Below are 21,104 nucleotides of genomic sequence, written 5' to 3' on the forward strand. Positions count from 1 at the left end.
TTTTACTGAAATTCACATTAAAGGATGAAATTCATGCCGTTAAAAAGTACATTTAGGTACATCTTTTTCGACAATTAGATCGCTTTTTCTTTCTTTAATTGAAAGGTTTATGCTACTTTTATTGCCGATTTTCTAATTTAATACGATTTTTTACAAAAAACTACACTGGAAAACAAATGGCTGCTAACAGATTAACAAACCGCTATTCATCCACAGGAAAAAAAAGAGGCTTTTTCAGAGGAAAACTATTTATTTTATGTTTAGGATTGATACTTGGTGCCGCTATTATGATCGGCACATACAATGTTTCTATCTATTTATCTACAGATGAGTCATGTATGGTCTGTCATGTGCATCCGCATGTAGAAGACAGTTGGAAACTCTCCAAACATGTCAACAATGGCAGTGGAGTGACCGTGCATTGTGTCGATTGTCATCTTCCTCCACGCAACCATACTTGGGATCATTATTCGGCCAAAGCGCAATTGGGCATAAAAGACTTATGGGGATATCTGACCAAAGACAGTATTGATTTTAACTGGGAGACGAAATCGGAGTTGGAACATGCCGTAAAATATATTCCCAATGCTTCCTGTAAAGAGTGTCACACCAATCTGTTTCCTGCAGGAATTACCGACGACGGGATCACCGCGCATCTTTACTATGATGAAAATGAGAAGAAATTAGACCTGCAATGTATCAGTTGTCACCTCGACGCAGGACATTACAACCCCAATTACAGCCATTCGAAAATGACAGGAATACCTGGAGCGGGCACATCGAATGCACCCGTTGATACCAGTCTATTCTTTAAAGAAGCAACACCGGTCACCTCGTTTACCCATTATACCGAACAAATACCCGGATCGCTTATTGCTTTCAATATGAAAGCTGTTCCGGGAGGTACTTTTCAAATGGGCAGTACAGCTGAAGAACCTTTCCATAAACAGGATGAGGCACCTGTGCGTTCGGTGACGGTCGCTCCTTTTTTCATGGCTGAAGTCGAGGTCACCTGGGATATGTTCTGGGCATTTTACGGCAATACGATGAGTGAAGGACGTACCCCGCCGGAAGCGGTGTATGCCAACAACAGCCGTGCTGATGTAGATGCCATTTCAGGACCGACACCTCCATTTGGTTTACCGGATCAGGGATGGGGTAGCGGTAACCGTCCGGCCATAACAATGACACATTATGCTGCCGAAACATTCTGTCAATGGTTATCCTTGAAAACAGGCAAAAAATATCGCCTTCCGACCGAAGCGGAATGGGAATATGCAGCACGAGGCGGAACAGAAACACCTTACTTCTTCCCGGGTAGTCCGAAAGATTTTTCCGATCAAGGTTTCTGGCGGAAATTCTTTGATGCAAAAACAGATAGTATCAGTTCATATGTGATCTATAGTAAGAACAGTAAAAATAAAACACAAGAACCGGATATGGTTAAACCCAATCCGTTCGGATTAAAAAATATGTTGGGAAATGTGATGGAGTATTGTGCAGACAAATACGATCCAGAAGCATATACAAAGAGTGGCACACATGTGACAGACCCGTTGATCACCACCGGAGAGGAGTATGTTGTACGTGGAGGTAATTACACCTCCGATGCGGCAGATGTACGTGCGGCTGCTCGTGATTATACGAAACATGAAGCTTGGTTAAGAACCGACCCGCAACAACCCAAAAGCATCTGGTGGTACTCCGACATCCGCGGAATAGGTTTCCGTGTGGTATGCGAACCGGATCCATCTATAGGGGCTCGATAATCTATTAACTTTACACTATAAGTACTTATTAAAACACATCATCATGAAAAAGGAAAACAGTATCAGTAGAAGATCTTTTTTGAAAAGCTCAGCTTTAGCCGGAGCAGTAGGTGCTATCGGAACAGGTAGTGCTGCAGGTGTATTGACCTCCTGCGGTGGAGCAGAAGGCAAAGCCGGAGGTGCTATTGCAAATAAACCATTGAAAGAACCCGGATCGTATTATGTACCTAACCTGGTTGACTTTGCGAATGACGGACAAGAGTTAAAAGCCGGTATCATTGGTTGCGGCGGTCGTGGATCAGGTGCCGCATTTAACTGGCTGAATGCCGGTAATGGCGTTACCATTACCGCATTATGCGATACCTTTAAGGACCGTATCGATACCTTGGCTGGTAAACTGAAAGAACAAAAAGGAATTGATATTCCTGAAAATATGCGTTTTGCAGGATTGGATGCTTACAAACAACTGATAGACAGCGGTGTAGATGTAGTCATTATTGCTACTCCTCCCAATTTCCGTCCGATTCATTTCCAATATGCAACGGAAAAAGGAAAACACTCTTTCTTGGAAAAACCGATCTGTGTAGACCCGGTAGGTTATCGTATGATTGTTGCAACAGCACGTCAGGCACAAGCCAAAAATCTGTGTGTGATCACAGGAACACAACGTCATCACCAACGGAACTATGTCGCTGCATACCAGAAAGTGATGGAAGGTGCTATCGGAGAAATTACCGGAGGTATCGTTTACTGGAATCAGAATATGCTTTGGTTCAATGAACGCAAACCGGGTTGGAACGATTGTGAGTGGATGATCAAAGACTGGGTAAACTGGAAATGGCTTTCGGGCGACCATATCGTGGAACAACATGTGCATAATATCGACGTATTCACATGGTTTAGCGGTTTAAAACCAGTACAAGCTGTAGGTTTCGGCTCACGTCAGCGTCGTATAACCGGTGACCAATACGATAATTTCAGTGTTGACTTTACCATGGAAAATGGTATTCACATGCATAGTATGTGTCGTCAGATGGACGGAACAGCAACGAATGTCAGTGAATTTATCCAAGGGACAAAAGGTTCATTGACTACCGATAGCGGGAATAATGCAGTGATCAGAGACCTTGCCGGAAATGAAGTGTGGAAATACGATTTCGAAGCTGAAAAAGCGAACTTCAAACAGTACGATCCATATACCCTGGAGCATGTGAACTGGATCAACCATATCCGTAGTAAAAAACCGATCGATCAGGCATCAGAAACAGCAATTTCAAATATGGCTGCCATCATGGGACGCGAATCGGCTTATACCGGAGCTGCCGTAACTTGGGAAGCAATGACAGCTTCACCATTGGATTATATGCCGAAAGACTTGAATATGGGTAAAATGGATATGAGTTCATTCACCGTTCAGGTACCGGGTCAACCATTGGCGAAAAAATAACAAGAGCATATGTCTATAAATAGAAGACGTTTTCTACAAACGACACTATCCGGAGCGGCTGTGGCCACCTTAAGCGGTACGGCGTTAACAGCCTGCTCCCCTAAATCGGGCAATCAGGAAGCTGAAGAATCGAAGGCGTGCTGTACGGCTCATGCAAACGCTGAATTAAAAATCTCTTTCCAAGAGGGAATCGCTCCGGGTGAAAACCTGAATGAGAAATTCGACTTTATGGAAACACATGGTGTTGTTGGGTTTGAACCTGGCGGCGGCCGGTTAGGCGAACGTGTGCCTGAGATTAAAGAAGCGCTTAAGGGTCGGAATATCCAAGTCAGTGCGATATGTGCCGGATTCAAAGGGTTTATCCTTTCGACTGATCCGGCCATTCGCAAAGAGTGTATGGACACGATGAAAGAGATCATAACCGCAGCCGGAGAATTAGGTTCGACAGGAGTGATTATCGTTCCGGCATTCAATCATCAGACACCGGTATTACCTCATACACAGGAGACACGCGACTTTTTGTGTGAGCAGTTCAACGAAATGGGGAATTTTGCCCACCAACAGGGAACCACAGTGATCTTCGAACCGCTGAACAGAAGAGAGTGTTTTTATCTTCGTCAGGTGGCTGATGCCGCTTCTCTTTGTCGGGATATCAACAATCCGGGCGTGCGTTGCATGGGCGATTTCTGGCATATGACCTGGGAAGAAGCATCCGACAAAGGCGCTTTCATCTCTGCCGGAAAAGAGTATCTGCAGCATGTACATGTTGCCAGTCGCAAACGGCGCAGTATGCCGGGAGAAGACGGAGATGCCGACAATTACATCGACGGATTCAAAGGTCTGAAAATGATCGGATATGATAAGTATGTCAGTTTTGAATGTGGCTGCCAGGGTGACCGCGCTACTGTTGTTCCTGCAGCACTCGCACTTTTACGCGAACAGTGGGAACAAGCATAAAAACAGATGCCTTTAGTATATCCTAACATACAGTTGAGTGAGGTGGTCGAAGAGTACCCCTCACTCATTCCTGTGATCAACCGATTTGGTATTCGTCTGGGACTGGGAGATAAATCGGTCAAAACCATTTGTGAAGAACAGGGGTTGGATACGGATTTCTTTTTAACCATGATCAATACCTTTTTGAATGAAGAGTACTTCCCTGAAAAGAAGTTACAAACATTCCATGCATCACAGATAATAGACTATCTGACCAAGACCAACCACTATTATTTACGGTATCAGTTGCCAAATATAGAACGTCATCTGAATTTATTTATATCTGCCCAGGGAAACAATAGCCTTAATTTGATCGGACGCTTTTTCTCATCATTTAAAGAAGAACTGCTTATGCGGATCTCCAATGATGAAAAAGAGTGGTTTCCGTATGGCCTCTCCTTAATCGAAAAAATCAAAGAAGAGCAGACTCCAATCCGACAGGAATATCATCTTGCGTCGTCCATATCCCCGGAAGATCCTTTAGAAGCCTTGTTGGCCGACTTAAAAAGCATCATCATCAAACACCTGTCCGGTGAATATGATGATAATTTGTGTTATGCCGTTATTTTTGCCATTAACAGCCTGGAAAAAGACATGAGGCAACACAACCGTATCCGCTATCGTATACTCACCCCTATGGTTACGGCAATGGAGGAATTATGTAAGTAACCGAAAGATGGGTCGAACAAAACGAATAGCCATAATCTTGTCGGACACCTTGCAAAGCATTGGTTTGCAAAGTATACTGACCGATTTTTTTATGCCTGTCGAAATCACCCTTTATACCGCTTTTGACACGCTTTCCGAAAGTCAAAAAGATACTTTTGATTACTATTTTACGGATTCGGAAACATTCGTTTTTAATTCAGATTTTTTTCTTCCCCGCCGGAATAAAACAGTTGTCTTGTTCTGTAACGAAAAAAGAAGAGAGCAATATAGTTTTAATAATCTCAATAGCTGTTCTTCCCAGGAAACGATTCTGGAACAACTCCAACAACTGTTCACACAAGAGACCAACAATACCAACCCCTTGGAAGGGAATAAAGAGCTTTCGACACGTGAAACAGATGTACTCCAGTTAATAGTCAAAGGCCATACGAATAAAGAGATTGCCGAGCGACTAAATATCAGTTTGAATACCGTATTGACCCATCGAAAAAATATCACATCCAAATTAGGTATAAAAACCGTATCGGGACTGACCTTTTACGCCATTATGAATGGGATTATTTCCGGCGATGAAATAGAGTTATAGTCACTATAAAATCACTACATCTAGTGATTGTCATTACCACTTGTTTGCACTTATTTTGCAACCGAATAATTTCCTAAAATAAAAAGAATGAATATGCGCTATTTGTGTCTATCTCTTTGTTTGTCGTTAACCTCCATTTTATCCGTTAAAGCGGATCATATCAACACCAGTAAAAACGATACCATCCGAACATTCAATATCGATGAGGTGGTGGTCACCTCTTCTACCAAAGAGACAAACGATCTGCGCGTATTACCCGGATCAGTGACCATTCTCACCCCTCAGATGATCTCCGGTCGACAAATTGACGCATTGAAAGATATCAGTTCGTTTGTTCCCAATCTCTATATGCCGGATTACGGAGCCAAACTAACCTCTGCGATTTACATTCGCGGTATAGGGGCACGAAGCAGTGGGCAGTCGATCGGGTTGTATGTCGACAATGTGCCGTATCTGGACAAAAGCACATTGGATTTTGAACTGACGGATATCCAACGGATAGAAGTGTTGCGTGGTCCTCAGGGAACATTATACGGGCGCAATGCGATGGGTGGCATTATCAATATATATACATTATCGCCTTTTAATTACCAGGGAACCAAACTATCCGTTTCCGGAGGGAACTATGGACAGTTTAAAGCCAAAGCGTCTCATTATAATAAAGTAAGCGAGACAGTAGGTCTTTCCCTCAGTGGGTATTACGACCGGAATGACGGGTTCTTTACCAATGCCTATACCGGGCGAAAAGCCGACCGGCTTGAATCGGTCGGTGGACGTTTTAAGTTCGACTGGCGCATCAAACCAAATTTCACGTTAGCCTACACGTTTTCTGCAGATTATACCGACCAAGGCGCATTTCCTTACGGCAAATACGATAAAGAGAATGATCTCGTTAATCCCGTTATGCTCAATGATTCCAGCAATTACAACCGAAAGATGATGTTAAATCAGCTTTTTATGGAATACCGTACAGATCAATTCATTTTATCCAGTACAACCGGCTATCAATACCTGAAAGACAATATGAAAATGGATCAGGACTATGATACGCTCTCTATTTTCACCCTTAATCAGAAACAAAAGCAAAACGCGTTCAGTCAGGAGTTTACGATTAAAAGCAATACCCCAAGCAACTACCAATGGTCATTCGGACTGTATGGATTCCATAACGATTTACATACGGAAGGTCCTGTGACTTTTAAAGAAGACGGGGTCAGAATCATTTTGCAAGAGAAAGTATTTGATCAAATCGGAGCCGGTTCGGCCATGCCGATTAAACTCAAAGTGACTGATGAAACACTTTATATCCCCGGCACATTCGAGACCCCCTCTTATGGTGCGGCATTGTTTCATCAATCGACCTACAATAACCTGTTTATAAAAGGCCTTTCCGTCACAGCCGGCGTGCGTTTGGATTACGAAAAACAACGATTGGAATACGACGCTACGGCAAAGATGAACCTGGTAGCCGCACTTCCGAACGGAATGGTTTTGATGGATCTCAGTGAATACTACGGACCGAGCATCATCGATCTGAAAACATCCCAAGACTATTGGCAACTATTACCCAAAGTCTCCCTGAAATATCAGTGTACTCCGCGCACATTCACCTATTTCTCCATAGCGAAAGGGTATAAAGCCGGCGGATATAACGTACAAATGTCTGCCGATGTGATGCAGGCACAGATGCAATATGATATGATGACCTCTTTAAAAGATTTTATGCCGGAAAGTGTCAAACCTGTCGCTCCTCAGCCGATAGAAGATGTAGCCGCCTACAAACCGGAGAAAAGTTGGAACTATGAGTTAGGGGTAAAAAGTGAATTGATCCCGGATCGGTTACATTCCGAATTGACTATCTTTTATATGGATATCCGTGATCTGCAATTAACTCAATTTGTCAATTCAGGAGAAGGACGTATGTTGACCAACGCCGGCAAAGCAAAAAGTTTCGGTATAGAAGCGACATTACGGGCATCTATACTCCCCGGCTTGACCTCCGATATAAATTATGGTTATACACGTTCCACTTTCCGGGATTACAATAATGGATTGGAGGACTTCAAAGGAAACTATATCCCTTATATTCCCCGCCACACACTCAGTGTCGGATTAAATTATACCAAACTTCTATCCAGCTGCTGGTTGGATCAATTTACGGTATCGGCACAATTCTCGGGTAACGGAAATATTTACTGGACAGAACAGAACGATATCTCGCAGAACTTTTACGGGATATTAAATGCCAAAGCAGGTGTACGGAAAGGCATTGTTAATTTCAATGTCTGGAGCCGCAACATCACCGACACCAAATACTCCGCATTCTATTTCGAATCCCTTGGCAATACGTTTATGCAATTGGGAAAACCGTTCCAGATCGGTGCCGAAGTCTCTGTTGCTTTCTAAGAAATAGTCTCCGAGGTTTGTCTACGTCTGCAAAAAAGGCTTTCTTTGTAGAAACCAAAGGGAAATCAATATGGAAAAGATGGTCGAGCTGGCCCGGTTTACCTATCCGGCAGAAGCACAGACATTGGTCGCCTTGTTAAAATCAGAAGGAATCGATTGTTATATCCGCAATGAATTCAGTAGCCAGGTCATGGCCGGCTACGTGGATGTTGGTGGCGCACGTGTAGAAACCCTTGAGAGTAATATCCCCAGAGCGCTCGAAATCATGCAGGATAATGGTTATGAGATCCCGCGTGAAGACGAACAACCCGATCAGGTCAAAGCCGTAGCGAATTGGGCCCGGCATATTCCTTTTCTGCGCAACTACGCGTTGGAAAAACAGATCCTCCTCCTCTTTTTATTGATTGCAATTATTATCGCCGGACTTATTTATGCCAACTCCCTGTTGGTATCCAATTAGACAAATGTAAACTATGGCACGTAGAAAAATAACAAATAGTCAAGCCGTATGCATCATTCTCTTATGGGGCATATTGTGTTACATGCTGCTTGCTTACAGCGAAAAGATCACCTTCAACGTCGTATTCGCTTTAGTCGCCTCAGCAATCATTGTGTTCGTTCCTCTATATAAAAGCAGAAGAAACAACGATGAGTAACATTTACTCGTTTTTAGCAAACAAATCTATCTAAATGTCATTTTTTTTGCTTTTTTACTTTCATTTATTTGTTAATAATGATTTTTACCTTACCTTTGTGCGGTCAAAAAAGTCTGATAAGGCAAATATCAATAGGGTATAACAATAATAAAACAATGAAGTCGTATGAAAGCAAATGAAGTTCTTGACAACTTAAAAAGAAGATTCCCCAACGAGTTGGAATATCACCAGGCAGTAGCTGAAGTTTTAGGGTCTATCGAAGAAGTTTACAATCAACATCCTGAATTTGAAAAGAACAATCTGATCGAACGTCTTTGTATTCCTGATCGGATCTTTACTTTCCGTGTGACATGGACAGACGATAAAGGAAATGTACATACCAATATGGCTTACCGCATCCAGCACAACAACGCAATTGGTCCATATAAAGGGGGGATGCGCTTTCACGCTTCTGTGAATCTTTCGATTCTGAAATTCCTTGCTTTCGAACAGACATTCAAAAACTCATTGACCACCCTCCCGATGGGTGGCGGTAAAGGAGGTTCTGATTTCAATCCGAAAGGTAAATCGAATGCTGAAATCATGCGTTTTTGCCAGGCACTTATGCTGGAATTGTGGCGCAACATCGGTCCGGACACAGACGTTCCGGCAGGTGATATCGGTGTAGGCGGACGCGAAGTGGCTTACATGTATGGCATGTATAAAAAATTAGCACGCGAAAATACCGGAACATTCACAGGCAAAGGGATTGAGTTCGGTGGTTCATTAGTTCGCCCCGAAGCGACCGGTTACGGGAATGTGTACTTCCTATTGGAAATGTTGAAAACACGTAAGATCGATATCAAAGGGAAAGTGGTTGCTGTTTCCGGCTCAGGAAACGTTGCTCAATATACAGTTGAAAAATTAATCGAACTGGGAGCGAAAGTGGTTACATTATCCGACTCCAACGGGTATATCTATGATCCGGAAGGAATCGATCGTGAAAAGCTGGCTTATATCATGGAACTGAAAAACCTCTACCGGGGTCGTATCAAAGAATATGCTGAAAAATACAACTGTAAATATGTCGAAGGCGCTCGTCCATGGGGTGAAAAATGTGATATCGCTCTGCCAAGTGCGACTCAGAACGAGCTCACCGGCGAAGATGCCAAAACACTTCTGGCCAACGGATGTTTTGCCGTATCGGAAGGAGCGAATATGCCTTCTACACCTGATGCGATCGATGCATTCCTTGAAGCAAAAATCTTGTATGCTCCGGGGAAAGCAGCCAATGCAGGAGGGGTAGCCACTTCCGGTTTGGAGATGACACAAAACGCGATGAAACTGAGTTGGACACGTGAAGAGGTGGATGAAAAACTGAAAAGCATTATGCAATCCATTCACGGACAATGTACCAAATACGGCACACAACCCGACGGATACGTCGACTATGTAAAAGGAGCCAACATTGCCGGATTTATGAAAGTATCCAAAGCGATGATGGCGCAAGGTATTTTATAAAAAGTTATTTGTTTTTGATCATGTATAGAAAAGGAGTTGGCCAATGGTCAATTCCTTTTTTTATGTTGAGACAAGCCCGTTTTACACAATCTCCCGTTGATCCTTTCAAAACCGAAGCGACGCATAAATACCATACCCCCCATTTCCGGCAACGGGACTGACCGACAGGTTATACTTGTCGGCAAAAGGACGGGTAAACAGATAACCACTTCCAACACCCAGCACTGCTCCTGCAGCAACATCCCACCAATCATGTTTTTTAGCATAGGTTCGGCTCCAACCAACATACGACGCAACCACATAAGCCGGAATCCCCCATTTCCATCCGTATCGCTTCTGGATAAATGTGGCTCCGGTAAAAGCAACGGAGGTATGTAACGACGGGAATGAACGGTTGTCACTCCGATCCGGACGCTCTTTGTCGACCAGGTATTTCAAAGCGTAAGAAACACCAATCGTTGTAGCCGCCGCAAAAGCACCTTGTTTCATTCCCTCCCAATCCTGTAAGAGCAAAACGGTTGTGATACAAGCCAATGGAGTCACGGTCACCATAATATCACTGGACGTTTTAACCGCTTTCCGGCTACCGGATAATTCAACCTGTTGCGCCTGTAACGCGAAAGCGAAGAGGAGCAGACATATCACTAATTGCTGTTTCATTTTTTAAGTCTTATTCTCTAAAACGTATATCACCCGCAAATATTATCTCTTCCCTTTTCATACGATTCCGAAAAAGAGCCCCTATTTTCCCTGTTTTTTTTCGATGAAAAATTCATTTGACAATTGTCGAATGATCGTTTCACAATTATGGAATGATCATTTGATAATTATAGAACCATCGTTTGACAATTGTCAAACGAATCTTCATTCCACAAAAAATACGATTCTGATCTAACGGAATTGTTCCTGATAAAGCGAGAAATATTTTCCTTGTTGCGCAAGTAACTCTTCGTGATTCCCCCGCTCAATGATCTCGCCATCCTCCAGTACCAGAATGAGGTGAGCGTTACGAATAGTCGACAACCGATGGGCAATAATCAGGCTTGTACGCCCTTCCATTAATTGATCCAGACCTTTCTGAATCAACATCTCACTACGCGTATCGATATTACTGGTCGCTTCATCCAACAGTAAAATCGAAGGATCGGCCACCGCGGCACGTGCGATGTTCAATAACTGGCGTTGCCCCTGACTCAGGTTGGCACCGTCATTTTCCAATAAGGTATCATAACCGTGCGGCAACCGTTTAATAAACGAATGGGCAGCTGTCAGTTTAGCCGCCTCAACCACCTCTTCATCTGTCGCATCCAATCGTCCGAAGCGGATATTCTCCCGCACACTTCCGGTAAACAGGTGGGTATCTTGTAACACGATCGCCATCGACGAACGCAGACTGTCACGTCTGATCGTACCAATAGGGTGATCATCGATTTTAATCTCACCGGATTGGATATCATAAAAGCGGGGCAACAGATTCATGATGGTTGTCTTCCCTGCTCCTGTGGTGCCTACCAGCGCAATTTTACAGCCAGGCCGGGCATGCAGGGAGATCCCTTTCAGGATGGTCTTTTCTGGATCATACCCAAAAACGACCTGTTCCATCCGAACATCGCCATCGATCTTTTCAAGCGTAATCGCATCCGGACGATCGATCGGTTCCGGCGCTTCATCGATGACCTGGAAGATCCGTTCGGCACCAGCCATGGCGGCCTGAATACTATTATAAAGACTGGCCAATTGATTGATCGGTCGTCCGAATTGCCGCGAATATTGCAGGAATGCAGCCAGTCCACCGACATCAAACCCTCTGAAAATAGCAAGTAACCCTCCGACGATGGTCAATACCACATAGTTGAGTGTATTCAGATTCTGCATCACAGGCATCATCAATCCCGAATAAAACTGGGCATGTTGCGACTTATCGTTCAGGTCTTTGTTTAACAGGTCAAAATCGGCTTCCACCTTCTGTTCATGTCCGAAAAGCTTAATCACTTTCTGTCCGCTGATCATCTCTTCGATATACCCGTTGATATCCCCCAGTGCCGCCTGTTGCGCTTTAAAATATTTCCGGCTGCGTTTGACGATAAGATGTGCACTCAGAAACATCAGAGGGATAGTGATCAATGCGACAATGGTCAATATCGGACTGATATAAAGCATCATAGTGAATATACCGATCAGCGTAAACATACTAAAGAGAATCTCTGCCAGGCTATCCGTCAAGGCATCACTGATACGATCGATATCATTGGTATAGCGGCTCATCAGATCGCCATGTTGATGGGTGTCAAAATAGTTTAATGGAAGATGTTCCATCTGTCGGAAAAGATCGGCACGTATGCGTGTGACCGTATTTTGTCCGATATCGTTCAACAAACGGTACTGCACCCACATGGCGGCGACTCCCGACAGGTAAATAACGCCCAAAAGAATAAGCGCATCGATTAATCCGCTGAAGTCCCCGGGAATAATATAGTCGTTGATAATCGGACGCAACATATACGACCCCAGCAAGCTACTGGCGATCTCTACAAGAATCAGCAGTCCGATGACCACCAACAGTTTGTTGTCCTGCCGCAAATAGGTCATCATCCGGAAGAGTGTCTTTTTTGTCTCTTTCGGTTTACCGCTCGCCTTATATTTATCCCCGTGCGCCATCCCTCCTCTTCTATTGACTCAATTGTTGTGAATGATAAATCTCCTGATAGATCTTCGACGATTGTAGTAACTCCTCCGGAGTTCCCATGGCATCAATCTCGCCATCTTCCAGTACGATCACCCGGTCGGCAGACTGCATGGTGTGAATACGCTGGGTGATGATAAAAACCGTTGTTTGTGCAAACAGACTGTTCAGATTGCGACGTATCTTAAGTTCGGTCTCACTGTCTACGGCGCTGGTACTATCGTCTAAAATCAAGATTTTGGGTTTTCGCAACAGGGCACGTGCGATACACAACCGTTGCTTCTGTCCGCCCGAGACATTCACGCCCCCCCGTCCGAGCACGGTCTCATACCCTTCATTGAAAGAGAGAATGAACTCATGCGCTTCTGCTGCTTTTGCGGCCTCAACCACCTGTTCGAAAGAGGCTTCTTGGTCGCCCCACCGGAGGTTCTCCAGAATCGTTCCGGAGAAAAGTTCGTTTTTCTGCAACACCATTCCGACCGCTTCATGCAAGGCCTGTTGTGGATATGTTTTGACATCCACCCCGTCGATAAGTACTTCTCCCGCAGTGGCATCATATAAACGGGGAATAAGCTGCACCATGGATGATTTGGCCGATCCTGTCGAACCGACAACCGCAATTGTCTCTCCGGCAGCAACATGGAAATTGATATCTTTCAATACATCATTCTCTCCACCGCTATACCGGAAAGAGACATGATGGAAAGTGATATCACCCCGCTTGACCCGATCGTTGGATGCGTGTGAGAAATCTTTCAGTGAAGGTTCCGCTTCCAGCACCTCCACGATACGTTCGGAAGAGGCCGATGCTCTGGCAAAAGTCATAATGACCATCGACAACATCATCAGCGACATCAAGATCTGCATCAGGTAATTGACAAAGGAGATCAATTCGCCGACCTTCAACTCTTCGGAAATCACCTTACTCCCTCCAAACCATAATATAGCCAGGATCGATAGGTTCATGATCAAATGCATCACAGGAAAAATAGACACAATGATGTTAGATGCTTTGATTACTATATCACGAAGTTCTTCGCTATTACGTACAAATTTTTGCGTTTCAAAATCCTCCCGCACAAATGATTTGACCACCCGGATATTGATCAGATTCTCTCTGACAACACTATTCAGTGCATCAATCTTCTGCTGCACCACCATAAACAACGGAAATCCTTTATAGAGTATAATAAAAATACTGATTCCCAATAGTGGTATTGAAGCTGCTAAGATGATTGCCAAATCTGCATTGATACTGATAATAAAAAACACCGCCATAACCAGCATCATAGGAGCACGTAACATGATACGCATCCCCATCATTATAACCTGTTGAATACGGGTAACATCATTGGTCAGACGGGTAATCAGCGAAGCCGAACTGAACCGGTCGATGTCAGGAAAGGCCAGTTGTTGAATTTTCCCAAAAAGCGCTGTACGCAGATCTGTCCCAAAACCAATCGAGGTTTTCGAAGAGACATAGATATTGATCACACTTGCAATTAATCCGATAACAGAAGCTACGAGCATTAAAATGCCGGTTCGGGTGATGACCGACAAATCACTACGCATAATTCCATCATCCACAATCTGCGACATGAAATAAGGCTGGATCGTTTCGGCAACAACACCAATCAACACCAACAGCGGACTAATCAACAGATTTCCCCTGTATTTACGAAGTATTTGCCAGTATCTACTCATTGAAATAAAAAAAAGACGACCAGGAGTCGTCTTTATGCTTTGTTTTACTCAACCCTGTTTGGTCGACAAAGGTAATTAAATTTATTGTCGATCGAACAGCTGGTCTGCCGGGTATAAAAAAACGGCTTATTTATCTCATCACGATTTTATGTATTCTGTCGTTTAATTGTACCAGATGAATGCCCTTGAGCAACTCTATAGTCGTCGTTCCTTCCTGTACACAGCATTGTGTATACAATTGTCCGGTTATACCATAGACTTTTATTTGCAAAGGGATATATGATTCGATTTGCAGATATCCGTTATAAGCCTGAAGCTGATAGCCCGTTTGCTTCGCATTGTCTACACCCGTAAGAGTGGGTGCTTTATCCACAGCAGGGTCTAAATTGACCATTGCTTCGTTTAATCTATTTATGCCGTTCGAACTATCCAACTCCGAACAGTTTCGTATATTTTTAAGCAGATATTTAACATGGTCTAATGCCTCCTGGAAAAATTCCCAGCTGTCTGCTGTATAGGTCTTATTGAATACAAACACCTCAGCTTCAGCTATCGCAGCTTCCAACCGGCTCTTATCTGCAACCTTAGACAGCTGTTGTATGGCGTCTAACAATCCATGTACAACATTATCGACCTGCACTTGTGTCACTGCAGAATTATCAGCTACCGCCTTAGCTTCAGCAAATCGAATGGATACCTGATTGTATGAATTCTCTGTATAAATAGTTTCATCCTGAAGCTCTGTTTCAACGTATGTAATAATATTGAATAATAAATTTTTGCTTACACTAATACTTTCCAATCCCTCTACTGCGTTTTTCAGTTTAACATACGCATCCTCAACAGCTGTTGATGTTAGTTTGGACTCGTCGGTTGCCAGAATGATACGGGCCTCCTCAAAAGCATCACGAAATACCGCCGCAGATGCTTCTGTATATTGACTCAGATCAAGTGTAGACAAGGTATTCACAAAGCCTTCTAATATAGACTTATTCATACGGCTACCTTCTTCTGTGGTAGTTTCATTGACCAGATTAAATTCATTCGATTCCCCTGTGTGGATATTTGCTATAATCAGGGGTGTTGATAACAGATATGCTATAAACAGCATAGTAGTGGTGTAGATACTCTTTCTTTTCATGTCATTAAAATGATTTTCTAAAAAAATACTCATAAATTTTTGCTTATAAAAAGCGCACACGGATATCGCTGGATCGGCCTTGTATCAAATTACACAAGATACATTTGACGGATACAGACTAATAACAGTCAAATCGGTTGTTTTGATTAGAGAATCGTTGTTTTTAACTATTTTTAATACTCAAATAGAACACAGGTATCTATTCACCCACCCCATGAGTCGATCCGCTACGCTCCTCTTCACCCGGGGTTATGCACATTTAACGCCTGTGGCGTTCGCCTTCACTATCTTCACATTATCTTCGGATGGAATACTTTTTTCTTAACTCACGTTAAAACAAGATGCGATCGTTTCAACAAGATCATGAATTGAGTCCTATTTGAGAGTCTTCATATTTACATATATGTAAACAGGGTTATCCCTCTATATGGAATAACCCTGTTGTCTTTATTTAGTATAAAGTAATACGATTAAATCGACGAAATCCGCAGCGTATTCAATAAGTCGGGATTGATCGGTTTATCATTCTTTATGGCTTTAGAAAAGGGCACATAAACAATGTTGTCATTCTGAATACCGATCATTACATTCCGTTGATCTTCAAGAATAGCATCAATAGCAGCCACGCCCATACGGGTGGCTAGGATACGGTCTTGTGCCGACGGCGAGCCTCCTCGTTGTAAATGACCTAAAATAGAGACGCGAACATCAAATTGAGGATATTGATTTTTAACCCGTTCGGCCACTCCCATTGCTCCACCGGTCACTTCACTCTCGGCCACAAGAACAATGCTACTGTTTTTAGATTTTCTAAAACCATTTTCAATCATCTCGGCCAACTGATCTTTTTCGACCGACATCTCAGGGATAATAGCCGCTTCGGCTCCGGAAGCAATAGCTCCATTCAATGCCAGAAAACCGGCATCACGCCCCATGACTTCGATAAAGAACAGACGTTCATGAGAGGTTGCCGTATCACGGATCTTATCCACACATTCTATAATTGTATTCAAAGCTGTATCGTAGCCGATAGTGACATCCGTTCCGAAAAGGTCGTTATCAATGGTTCCCGGCAAACCGATAATCGGATAGTTGTATTCTTGTGCAAACACTCGCGCACCGGTTAAAGTCCCGTCACCACCAATAGCCACCAAGGCATCGATCCCATGCTGAACCAAACGATCATAAGCTGTTTTTCGCCCTTCCGGGGTACGAAACTCGGCACATCTGGCTGTCTTCAGGATAGTTCCACCCCGCTGAATGATGTTACTGACATTTTGGGTTTTAAATTCTTCAATTTCATCAATGATCAACCCTTTGTACCCCCTATAAATACCTTTCACCTTTATCCCGTTATAAATTGCTGAACGGGTCACCGCACGAATAGCGGCGTTCATCCCGGGTGCATCACCTCCGGAGGTTAAGATGCCAATACATTTAACATTAGACATAGTGTCCTGCTTTTTAAAATTCGCTGCAAAAATACGAATTAATTAGGGTTAATCTTATTTTTGAAGCGCTAAAAAATTGGTCTGGATACCTACTGAAGGTATATATGTCAAAAGCAGATGTGCGACAGCCTGTATTCGACTCACCTATTGTTTGGTTTTCGCAAAGTCTACATCTCTCTTATACCCCTCCTACAGCAACAATAATGGTATTCAGTCAATTTGTCACAATTCCTGTCAAACGACATTTCAGACTCCTTTCAAACAACTTTGGCATAGCATTTGTTGATTAGATAATAAATCGCAAAAAGGTTACAAATACAGTATTAAAGAAAATAACTTAAAAGAAAGATATAAATAAGTATGGGAAAAATTATCGGAATAGACTTAGGAACAACTAATTCATGTGTTGCCGTTTTAGAAGGTAACGAACCGGTTGTTATTTCAAACAGTGAAGGAAAAAGAACAACGCCTTCCATTGTTGCATTTATCGAAGGAGGAGAACGTAAGGTGGGTGATCCGGCAAAACGTCAGGCAATCACCAACCCTGAGAAAACAATATTCTCTATTAAACGATTCATGGGTGAAACCTATGATCAGGTACAAAAAGAGATCAATCGTGTACCTTATAAGGTTGTAAAGGGCGATAATAATACGCCACGTGTTGATATAGACGGACGTTTATATACTCCTCAGGAAATCTCCGCGATGGTTCTTCAGAAAATGAAGAAAACAGCAGAAGATTATCTGGGTCAGGAAGTAACAGATGCGGTAATTACCGTTCCGGCTTACTTTAGCGACGCACAACGTCAAGCCACTAAAGAAGCTGGGGAAATCGCCGGATTGAATGTGCGTCGTATCGTAAACGAACCGACTGCCGCATCACTGGCGTATGGTTTGGATAAGACTAATAAGGATATGAAAATTGCTGTCTTTGACTTGGGTGGTGGTACATTTGATATCTCTATTCTTGAGTTGGGTGACGGCGTATTTGAAGTCAAATCTACGAATGGAGATACCCACTTGGGCGGTGACGATTTCGACCATGTAATCATTGACTGGTTGGCAGAAGAATTTCAACGTGAAGAAGGCATCGACTTGCGGAAAGACCCGATGGCTCTACAACGTTTGAAAGAAGCTGCGGAAAAAGCAAAAATCGAATTGTCCAGTACCACCAGTACGGAAATCAATCTGCCATATATCATGCCGGTAGACGGTGTTCCTAAACACTTGGTAAAAACGTTGACGCGTGCTAAATTCGAACAGTTGGCCGACACGTTGATTCAGGCATGTATCGAACCTTGCCGTCAATCTTTGAAAGATGCAGGTATGAGTACATCGGATATAGACGAAGTCATTTTGGTTGGTGGTTCAACCCGTATTCCGGCAATTCAGTCTATCGTAGAGAAATTCTTCGGAAAAGCGCCTTCAAAAGGGGTGAATCCTGACGAAGTAGTCGCTGTAGGTGCCGCTATTCAGGGAGGAGTTTTAACAGGTGAAGTTAAAGACGTTCTGTTATTAGATGTAACTCCGCTTTCTTTAGGAATTGAAACAATGGGTGGTGTGATGACCAAACTGATCGAATCCAATACAACAATCCCAACCAAGAAATCGGAAACATTTACCACTGCAGCTGACAATCAACCGTCTGTTGAAATCCATATCCTGCAAGGAGAACGTTCTTTAGCCAGAGATAATAAATCCATCGGCCGCTTCCATTTGGATGGCATACCTGCCGCACAACGTGGAGTGCCTCAGATTGAAGTAACTTTCGATATCGACGCCAATGGTATACTAAATGTATCGGCCAAAGATAAAGGAACAGGCAAAGTACAAAGTATCCGTATCGAAGCATCCAGCGGTTTGAGTGATGATGAAGTAAAACGCATGAAAGACGAAGCCGCCGCTAATGCTGAAGCCGATAAAAAGGAAAAAGAACGTATCGATAAATTAAACCAGGCCGACAGTACAATCTTCCAGACCGAGAAACAGTTGAATGACCTGGGAGATAAGCTTCCGGCAGATAAAAAAGCACCAATCGAAGCTGCTTTAAATAAACTGAAAGAGGCTCATAAAGCACAGGATATCGATGCAATCGATGTTGCTATGGCAGAGCTGAACAGTGTATTCCAAGCTGCTAGCCAGGAAATGTATAACGCCGGACAACAGCCAGGCGAACCTCAACCGGGCGCCGACTTCGGCGGACAAGCCGGAGGCAATGCCGGTGGTGACAACAAACAAGATGGTGGGGTAACGGATGTTGATTTCGAAGAAGTGAAATAACCCACCATCACTACCAATAACTAAAGTGAATTTAAAACCGCAGTAGACAATTGATTTACTGCGGTTTTTTGTTTTATAAAAAATTATTCAGCCGAATTGGTTTGAATTGTTTTTTATCACATATTTGTAATGTATTCATGATATATGCGCCTTAATGGGTAAAATTGCTTAATATTCATAAGAATAAAAGACGATTATGAGAGATAATCCTATAGTGATAACACAAGAGTTCAAAGCTTCGGTTGATCGAGTTTGGACGGCAATCACTGATAAAGACCAAATGACAAAATGGTTTTTTGAAATGATACCTGATTTTGAGCCGAGAGTTGGTTTTGAAACAAGTTTTAAAATTCACTTTGAGGGTAATGACTATTTGCATGTATGGCAAGTTTTAGAAGTTATTCCTACGCAGAAACTTGTTTACAGTTGGAAATATGGAGGATATCCTGGTAGCTCTTTTGTTGTTTGGGAGTTGACGACAAACGAGGATCAGACCATACTTCATTTTTCTCATCACGGACAAGAGAGTTTTCCACAAGAAAATCCAGCTTTTACTAGAGAAAGTTGCCTTCAAGGCTGGGTCTTCTTTATAAACGAACGATTGAAAGAATATTTAAATACGGTTGAGTAAGTGTAATGTATAGGTGAGTAGGCAGTACAAACAGAAGTTTTTTTGACTATTGCTGCCTCAACCAGATCGCAAAACCTCGCACTTGATCATTATTCCTTTTCAACCATTCTTCTTCCAGGTCGGAGACCGACAGGCTGATATAATGACAAAACACTTCGGTGTATTTCAAGGAAGATAATTCTTTGAAAAAATCGGTATAAAAAGACCACCACACATTTTCACCCCGAGGATTCTTACGGAGATTGATTTCGTTCAGTACGCTAAAAAAAGCGTCTGTATTCCGGATAAACAAATCCATTTCACTCTCATTATCAGATCCTTCAGCTGAAAGATAGGTAGAATACAACACATCCGCAGCACCAAATTGGGATTTCGACAAACCGTTTTTCAAGAATTGTTCCTGCAATGCATGATAAGCCCACTCCGAACGATCAGTGTTAGGTTCAATCAACAGAAAATAATAAAGACTTAACAAGCTTTCAATCCGCCTATCAAGACTCCACATCGTTCGTCCAAGATTCAGGTGACTCCCGGCATGCTGCGGATTCAGATCCAATGCATTCACAAACGCATCTTTGGCTTGCTGATAATTCTCATTCGCATAATAGGCCAATCCTAAATTAAAATACAACAGATAAAAACTATCCTCTTTTTTTATTCCCTTTAAAAATACATCGATTGCTTCACTCGTTCTTCCTTGATAATTCAGACAGGAACCTTTGGTGTTATAAGATAAGATCGCATATTTATCATCCCTGTCTATCAATTTATCACAATACTCGATAGCAGCAACATAATCTTGAATTTCCAATAAAGACAAAGAGAGTTCATACATCGCTTCTGCCGAATAGGGATCCAACCGAAGTGCCTCTCTATACAATTCAATGGCTTTATCATATTCTTTGGCATCATGGTAAGCTATTCCACGATTGATTAGTTCTTCCACCCGTTCTTCCTGTGCGAATGCTGCAGTAACCGAGACAATAAATACAAAAAACAGAAAAAATTTCCTCATAACCTCCTTTAATTTCAAACGTGCAAGATAGGAAAATAATTTAAATCCATAACCATCTTGTTCTAACTCGACAGAATCATCAGAAACAACAAAAAGGACATTATCCTCCTTCATAAATTTCATCTATCGGCACATAGAAAATAACTGTATAACAATACGATACAAACAAT

The 21,104-nt window shown here is 42.7% G+C and carries 17 protein-coding genes; 11 read left to right on the forward strand and 6 right to left on the reverse strand.

Annotation, left to right across the window (positions count from 1 at the left end):
- Nucleotides 1-176: 176 nt before the first annotated feature.
- The 9 genes from M2135_RS09835 (at nucleotide 177) to M2135_RS09875 (ending at nucleotide 10,029) form a co-directional block, all read left to right on the forward strand.
- Nucleotides 177-1,769, forward strand: coding sequence for an SUMF1/EgtB/PvdO family nonheme iron enzyme (locus M2135_RS09835; protein ID WP_280748327.1), 1,593 nt, complete (start codon nucleotides 177-179; stop codon nucleotides 1,767-1,769).
- Between the two features lie 43 nt (nucleotides 1,770-1,812).
- On the forward strand, nucleotides 1,813-3,216 hold the full coding sequence (locus M2135_RS09840; RefSeq protein ID WP_280748328.1) for a Gfo/Idh/MocA family oxidoreductase: 1,404 nt from the start codon (nucleotides 1,813-1,815) through the stop codon (nucleotides 3,214-3,216).
- Between the two features lie 9 nt (nucleotides 3,217-3,225).
- Complete coding sequence (locus tag M2135_RS09845; protein WP_280748329.1) at nucleotides 3,226-4,173, forward strand: sugar phosphate isomerase/epimerase family protein; 948 nt, start codon at nucleotides 3,226-3,228, stop codon at nucleotides 4,171-4,173.
- Nucleotides 4,174-4,179: 6 nt separating this feature from the next.
- Entirely contained in the window at nucleotides 4,180-4,881 is a 702-nt protein-coding gene (locus M2135_RS09850) for a helix-turn-helix transcriptional regulator (protein WP_280748330.1), read from the forward strand.
- Between the two features lie 7 nt (nucleotides 4,882-4,888).
- Complete coding sequence (locus tag M2135_RS09855) at nucleotides 4,889-5,467, forward strand: response regulator transcription factor (protein WP_280748331.1); 579 nt, start codon at nucleotides 4,889-4,891, stop codon at nucleotides 5,465-5,467.
- Nucleotides 5,468-5,554: 87 nt separating this feature from the next.
- Complete coding sequence (locus tag M2135_RS09860) at nucleotides 5,555-7,873, forward strand: TonB-dependent receptor (RefSeq protein WP_280748332.1); 2,319 nt, start codon at nucleotides 5,555-5,557, stop codon at nucleotides 7,871-7,873.
- A 70-nt stretch (nucleotides 7,874-7,943) separates the two neighbouring features.
- On the forward strand, nucleotides 7,944-8,333 hold the full coding sequence (locus M2135_RS09865) for a DUF2007 domain-containing protein (RefSeq protein ID WP_280748333.1): 390 nt from the start codon (nucleotides 7,944-7,946) through the stop codon (nucleotides 8,331-8,333).
- A gap of 13 nt (nucleotides 8,334-8,346) precedes the next feature.
- On the forward strand, nucleotides 8,347-8,529 hold the full coding sequence (locus M2135_RS09870) for a hypothetical protein (protein ID WP_280748334.1): 183 nt from the start codon (nucleotides 8,347-8,349) through the stop codon (nucleotides 8,527-8,529).
- 165 nt (nucleotides 8,530-8,694) lie between these two features.
- Entirely contained in the window at nucleotides 8,695-10,029 is a 1,335-nt protein-coding gene (locus M2135_RS09875; RefSeq protein WP_280748335.1) for an NADP-specific glutamate dehydrogenase, read from the forward strand.
- A gap of 105 nt (nucleotides 10,030-10,134) precedes the next feature.
- On the opposite strand, the gene M2135_RS09880 is transcribed toward M2135_RS09875, so the two are convergent.
- The 5 genes from M2135_RS09880 to pfkA form a co-directional block, all read right to left on the reverse strand.
- Complete coding sequence (locus tag M2135_RS09880; protein WP_280748336.1) at nucleotides 10,135-10,689, reverse strand: phosphatase PAP2 family protein; 555 nt, start codon at nucleotides 10,687-10,689, stop codon at nucleotides 10,135-10,137.
- 231 nt (nucleotides 10,690-10,920) lie between these two features.
- Entirely contained in the window at nucleotides 10,921-12,687 is a 1,767-nt protein-coding gene (locus tag M2135_RS09885) for an ABC transporter ATP-binding protein (protein ID WP_280748337.1), read from the reverse strand.
- Nucleotides 12,688-12,697: 10 nt separating this feature from the next.
- Complete coding sequence (locus tag M2135_RS09890; RefSeq protein WP_280748338.1) at nucleotides 12,698-14,416, reverse strand: ABC transporter ATP-binding protein; 1,719 nt, start codon at nucleotides 14,414-14,416, stop codon at nucleotides 12,698-12,700.
- Nucleotides 14,417-14,546: 130 nt separating this feature from the next.
- Entirely contained in the window at nucleotides 14,547-15,557 is a 1,011-nt protein-coding gene (locus M2135_RS09895) for a hypothetical protein (RefSeq protein WP_280748339.1), read from the reverse strand.
- Nucleotides 15,558-16,027: 470 nt separating this feature from the next.
- Nucleotides 16,028-17,008 carry a 6-phosphofructokinase gene (gene pfkA, locus M2135_RS09900; protein ID WP_280748340.1) on the reverse strand — a complete coding sequence of 327 codons (981 nt, stop codon included), beginning with the start codon at nucleotides 17,006-17,008 and terminating at the stop codon, nucleotides 16,028-16,030.
- A gap of 360 nt (nucleotides 17,009-17,368) precedes the next feature.
- Between pfkA and dnaK the strand changes: the two genes are divergently transcribed.
- Both dnaK and M2135_RS09910 read left to right on the forward strand, forming a co-directional pair.
- The gene (dnaK, locus tag M2135_RS09905; protein WP_280748341.1) at nucleotides 17,369-19,288 is read left to right on the forward strand and encodes a molecular chaperone DnaK; all 1,920 of its coding nucleotides are present in this window, start codon (nucleotides 17,369-17,371) and stop codon (nucleotides 19,286-19,288) included.
- Nucleotides 19,289-19,484: 196 nt separating this feature from the next.
- Nucleotides 19,485-19,919 carry an SRPBCC domain-containing protein gene (locus M2135_RS09910; protein WP_280748342.1) on the forward strand — a complete coding sequence of 145 codons (435 nt, stop codon included), beginning with the start codon at nucleotides 19,485-19,487 and terminating at the stop codon, nucleotides 19,917-19,919.
- A gap of 46 nt (nucleotides 19,920-19,965) precedes the next feature.
- On the opposite strand, the gene M2135_RS09915 is transcribed toward M2135_RS09910, so the two are convergent.
- Entirely contained in the window at nucleotides 19,966-20,934 is a 969-nt protein-coding gene (locus M2135_RS09915; protein WP_280748343.1) for a tetratricopeptide repeat protein, read from the reverse strand.
- Nucleotides 20,935-21,104: the final 170 nt, after the last annotated feature.

It is taken from the genome of Parabacteroides sp. PF5-9, assembly GCF_029893105.1.
GTDB lineage: Bacteria > Bacteroidota > Bacteroidia > Bacteroidales > Tannerellaceae > JARXWG01.

Excerpts from the sequence above, each read along its gene's own strand:
- dnaK (WP_280748341.1), top strand. The coding sequence starts at position 17,369 with ATGGGAAAAATTATCGGAATAGACTTAGGAACAACTAATTCATGTGTT.
- M2135_RS09880 (WP_280748336.1), bottom strand. The coding sequence starts at position 10,689 with ATGAAACAGCAATTAGTGATATGTCTGCTCCTCTTCGCTTTCGCGTTA.
- M2135_RS09845 (WP_280748329.1), top strand. The coding sequence starts at position 3,226 with ATGTCTATAAATAGAAGACGTTTTCTACAAACGACACTATCCGGAGCG.
- M2135_RS09910 (WP_280748342.1), top strand. The coding sequence starts at position 19,485 with ATGAGAGATAATCCTATAGTGATAACACAAGAGTTCAAAGCTTCGGTT.
- M2135_RS09865 (WP_280748333.1), top strand. The coding sequence starts at position 7,944 with ATGGAAAAGATGGTCGAGCTGGCCCGGTTTACCTATCCGGCAGAAGCA.
- M2135_RS09860 (WP_280748332.1), top strand. The coding sequence starts at position 5,555 with ATGAATATGCGCTATTTGTGTCTATCTCTTTGTTTGTCGTTAACCTCC.
- M2135_RS09835 (WP_280748327.1), top strand. The coding sequence starts at position 177 with ATGGCTGCTAACAGATTAACAAACCGCTATTCATCCACAGGAAAAAAA.
- M2135_RS09895 (WP_280748339.1), bottom strand. The coding sequence starts at position 15,557 with ATGAAAAGAAAGAGTATCTACACCACTACTATGCTGTTTATAGCATAT.
- pfkA (WP_280748340.1), bottom strand. The coding sequence starts at position 17,008 with ATGTCTAATGTTAAATGTATTGGCATCTTAACCTCCGGAGGTGATGCA.
- M2135_RS09875 (WP_280748335.1), top strand. The coding sequence starts at position 8,695 with ATGAAAGCAAATGAAGTTCTTGACAACTTAAAAAGAAGATTCCCCAAC.
- M2135_RS09915 (WP_280748343.1), bottom strand. The coding sequence starts at position 20,934 with ATGAGGAAATTTTTTCTGTTTTTTGTATTTATTGTCTCGGTTACTGCA.
- M2135_RS09840 (WP_280748328.1), top strand. The coding sequence starts at position 1,813 with ATGAAAAAGGAAAACAGTATCAGTAGAAGATCTTTTTTGAAAAGCTCA.
- M2135_RS09855 (WP_280748331.1), top strand. The coding sequence starts at position 4,889 with ATGGGTCGAACAAAACGAATAGCCATAATCTTGTCGGACACCTTGCAA.
- M2135_RS09870 (WP_280748334.1), top strand. The coding sequence starts at position 8,347 with ATGGCACGTAGAAAAATAACAAATAGTCAAGCCGTATGCATCATTCTC.
- M2135_RS09850 (WP_280748330.1), top strand. The coding sequence starts at position 4,180 with ATGCCTTTAGTATATCCTAACATACAGTTGAGTGAGGTGGTCGAAGAG.
- M2135_RS09885 (WP_280748337.1), bottom strand. The coding sequence starts at position 12,687 with ATGGCGCACGGGGATAAATATAAGGCGAGCGGTAAACCGAAAGAGACA.
- M2135_RS09890 (WP_280748338.1), bottom strand. The coding sequence starts at position 14,416 with ATGAGTAGATACTGGCAAATACTTCGTAAATACAGGGGAAATCTGTTG.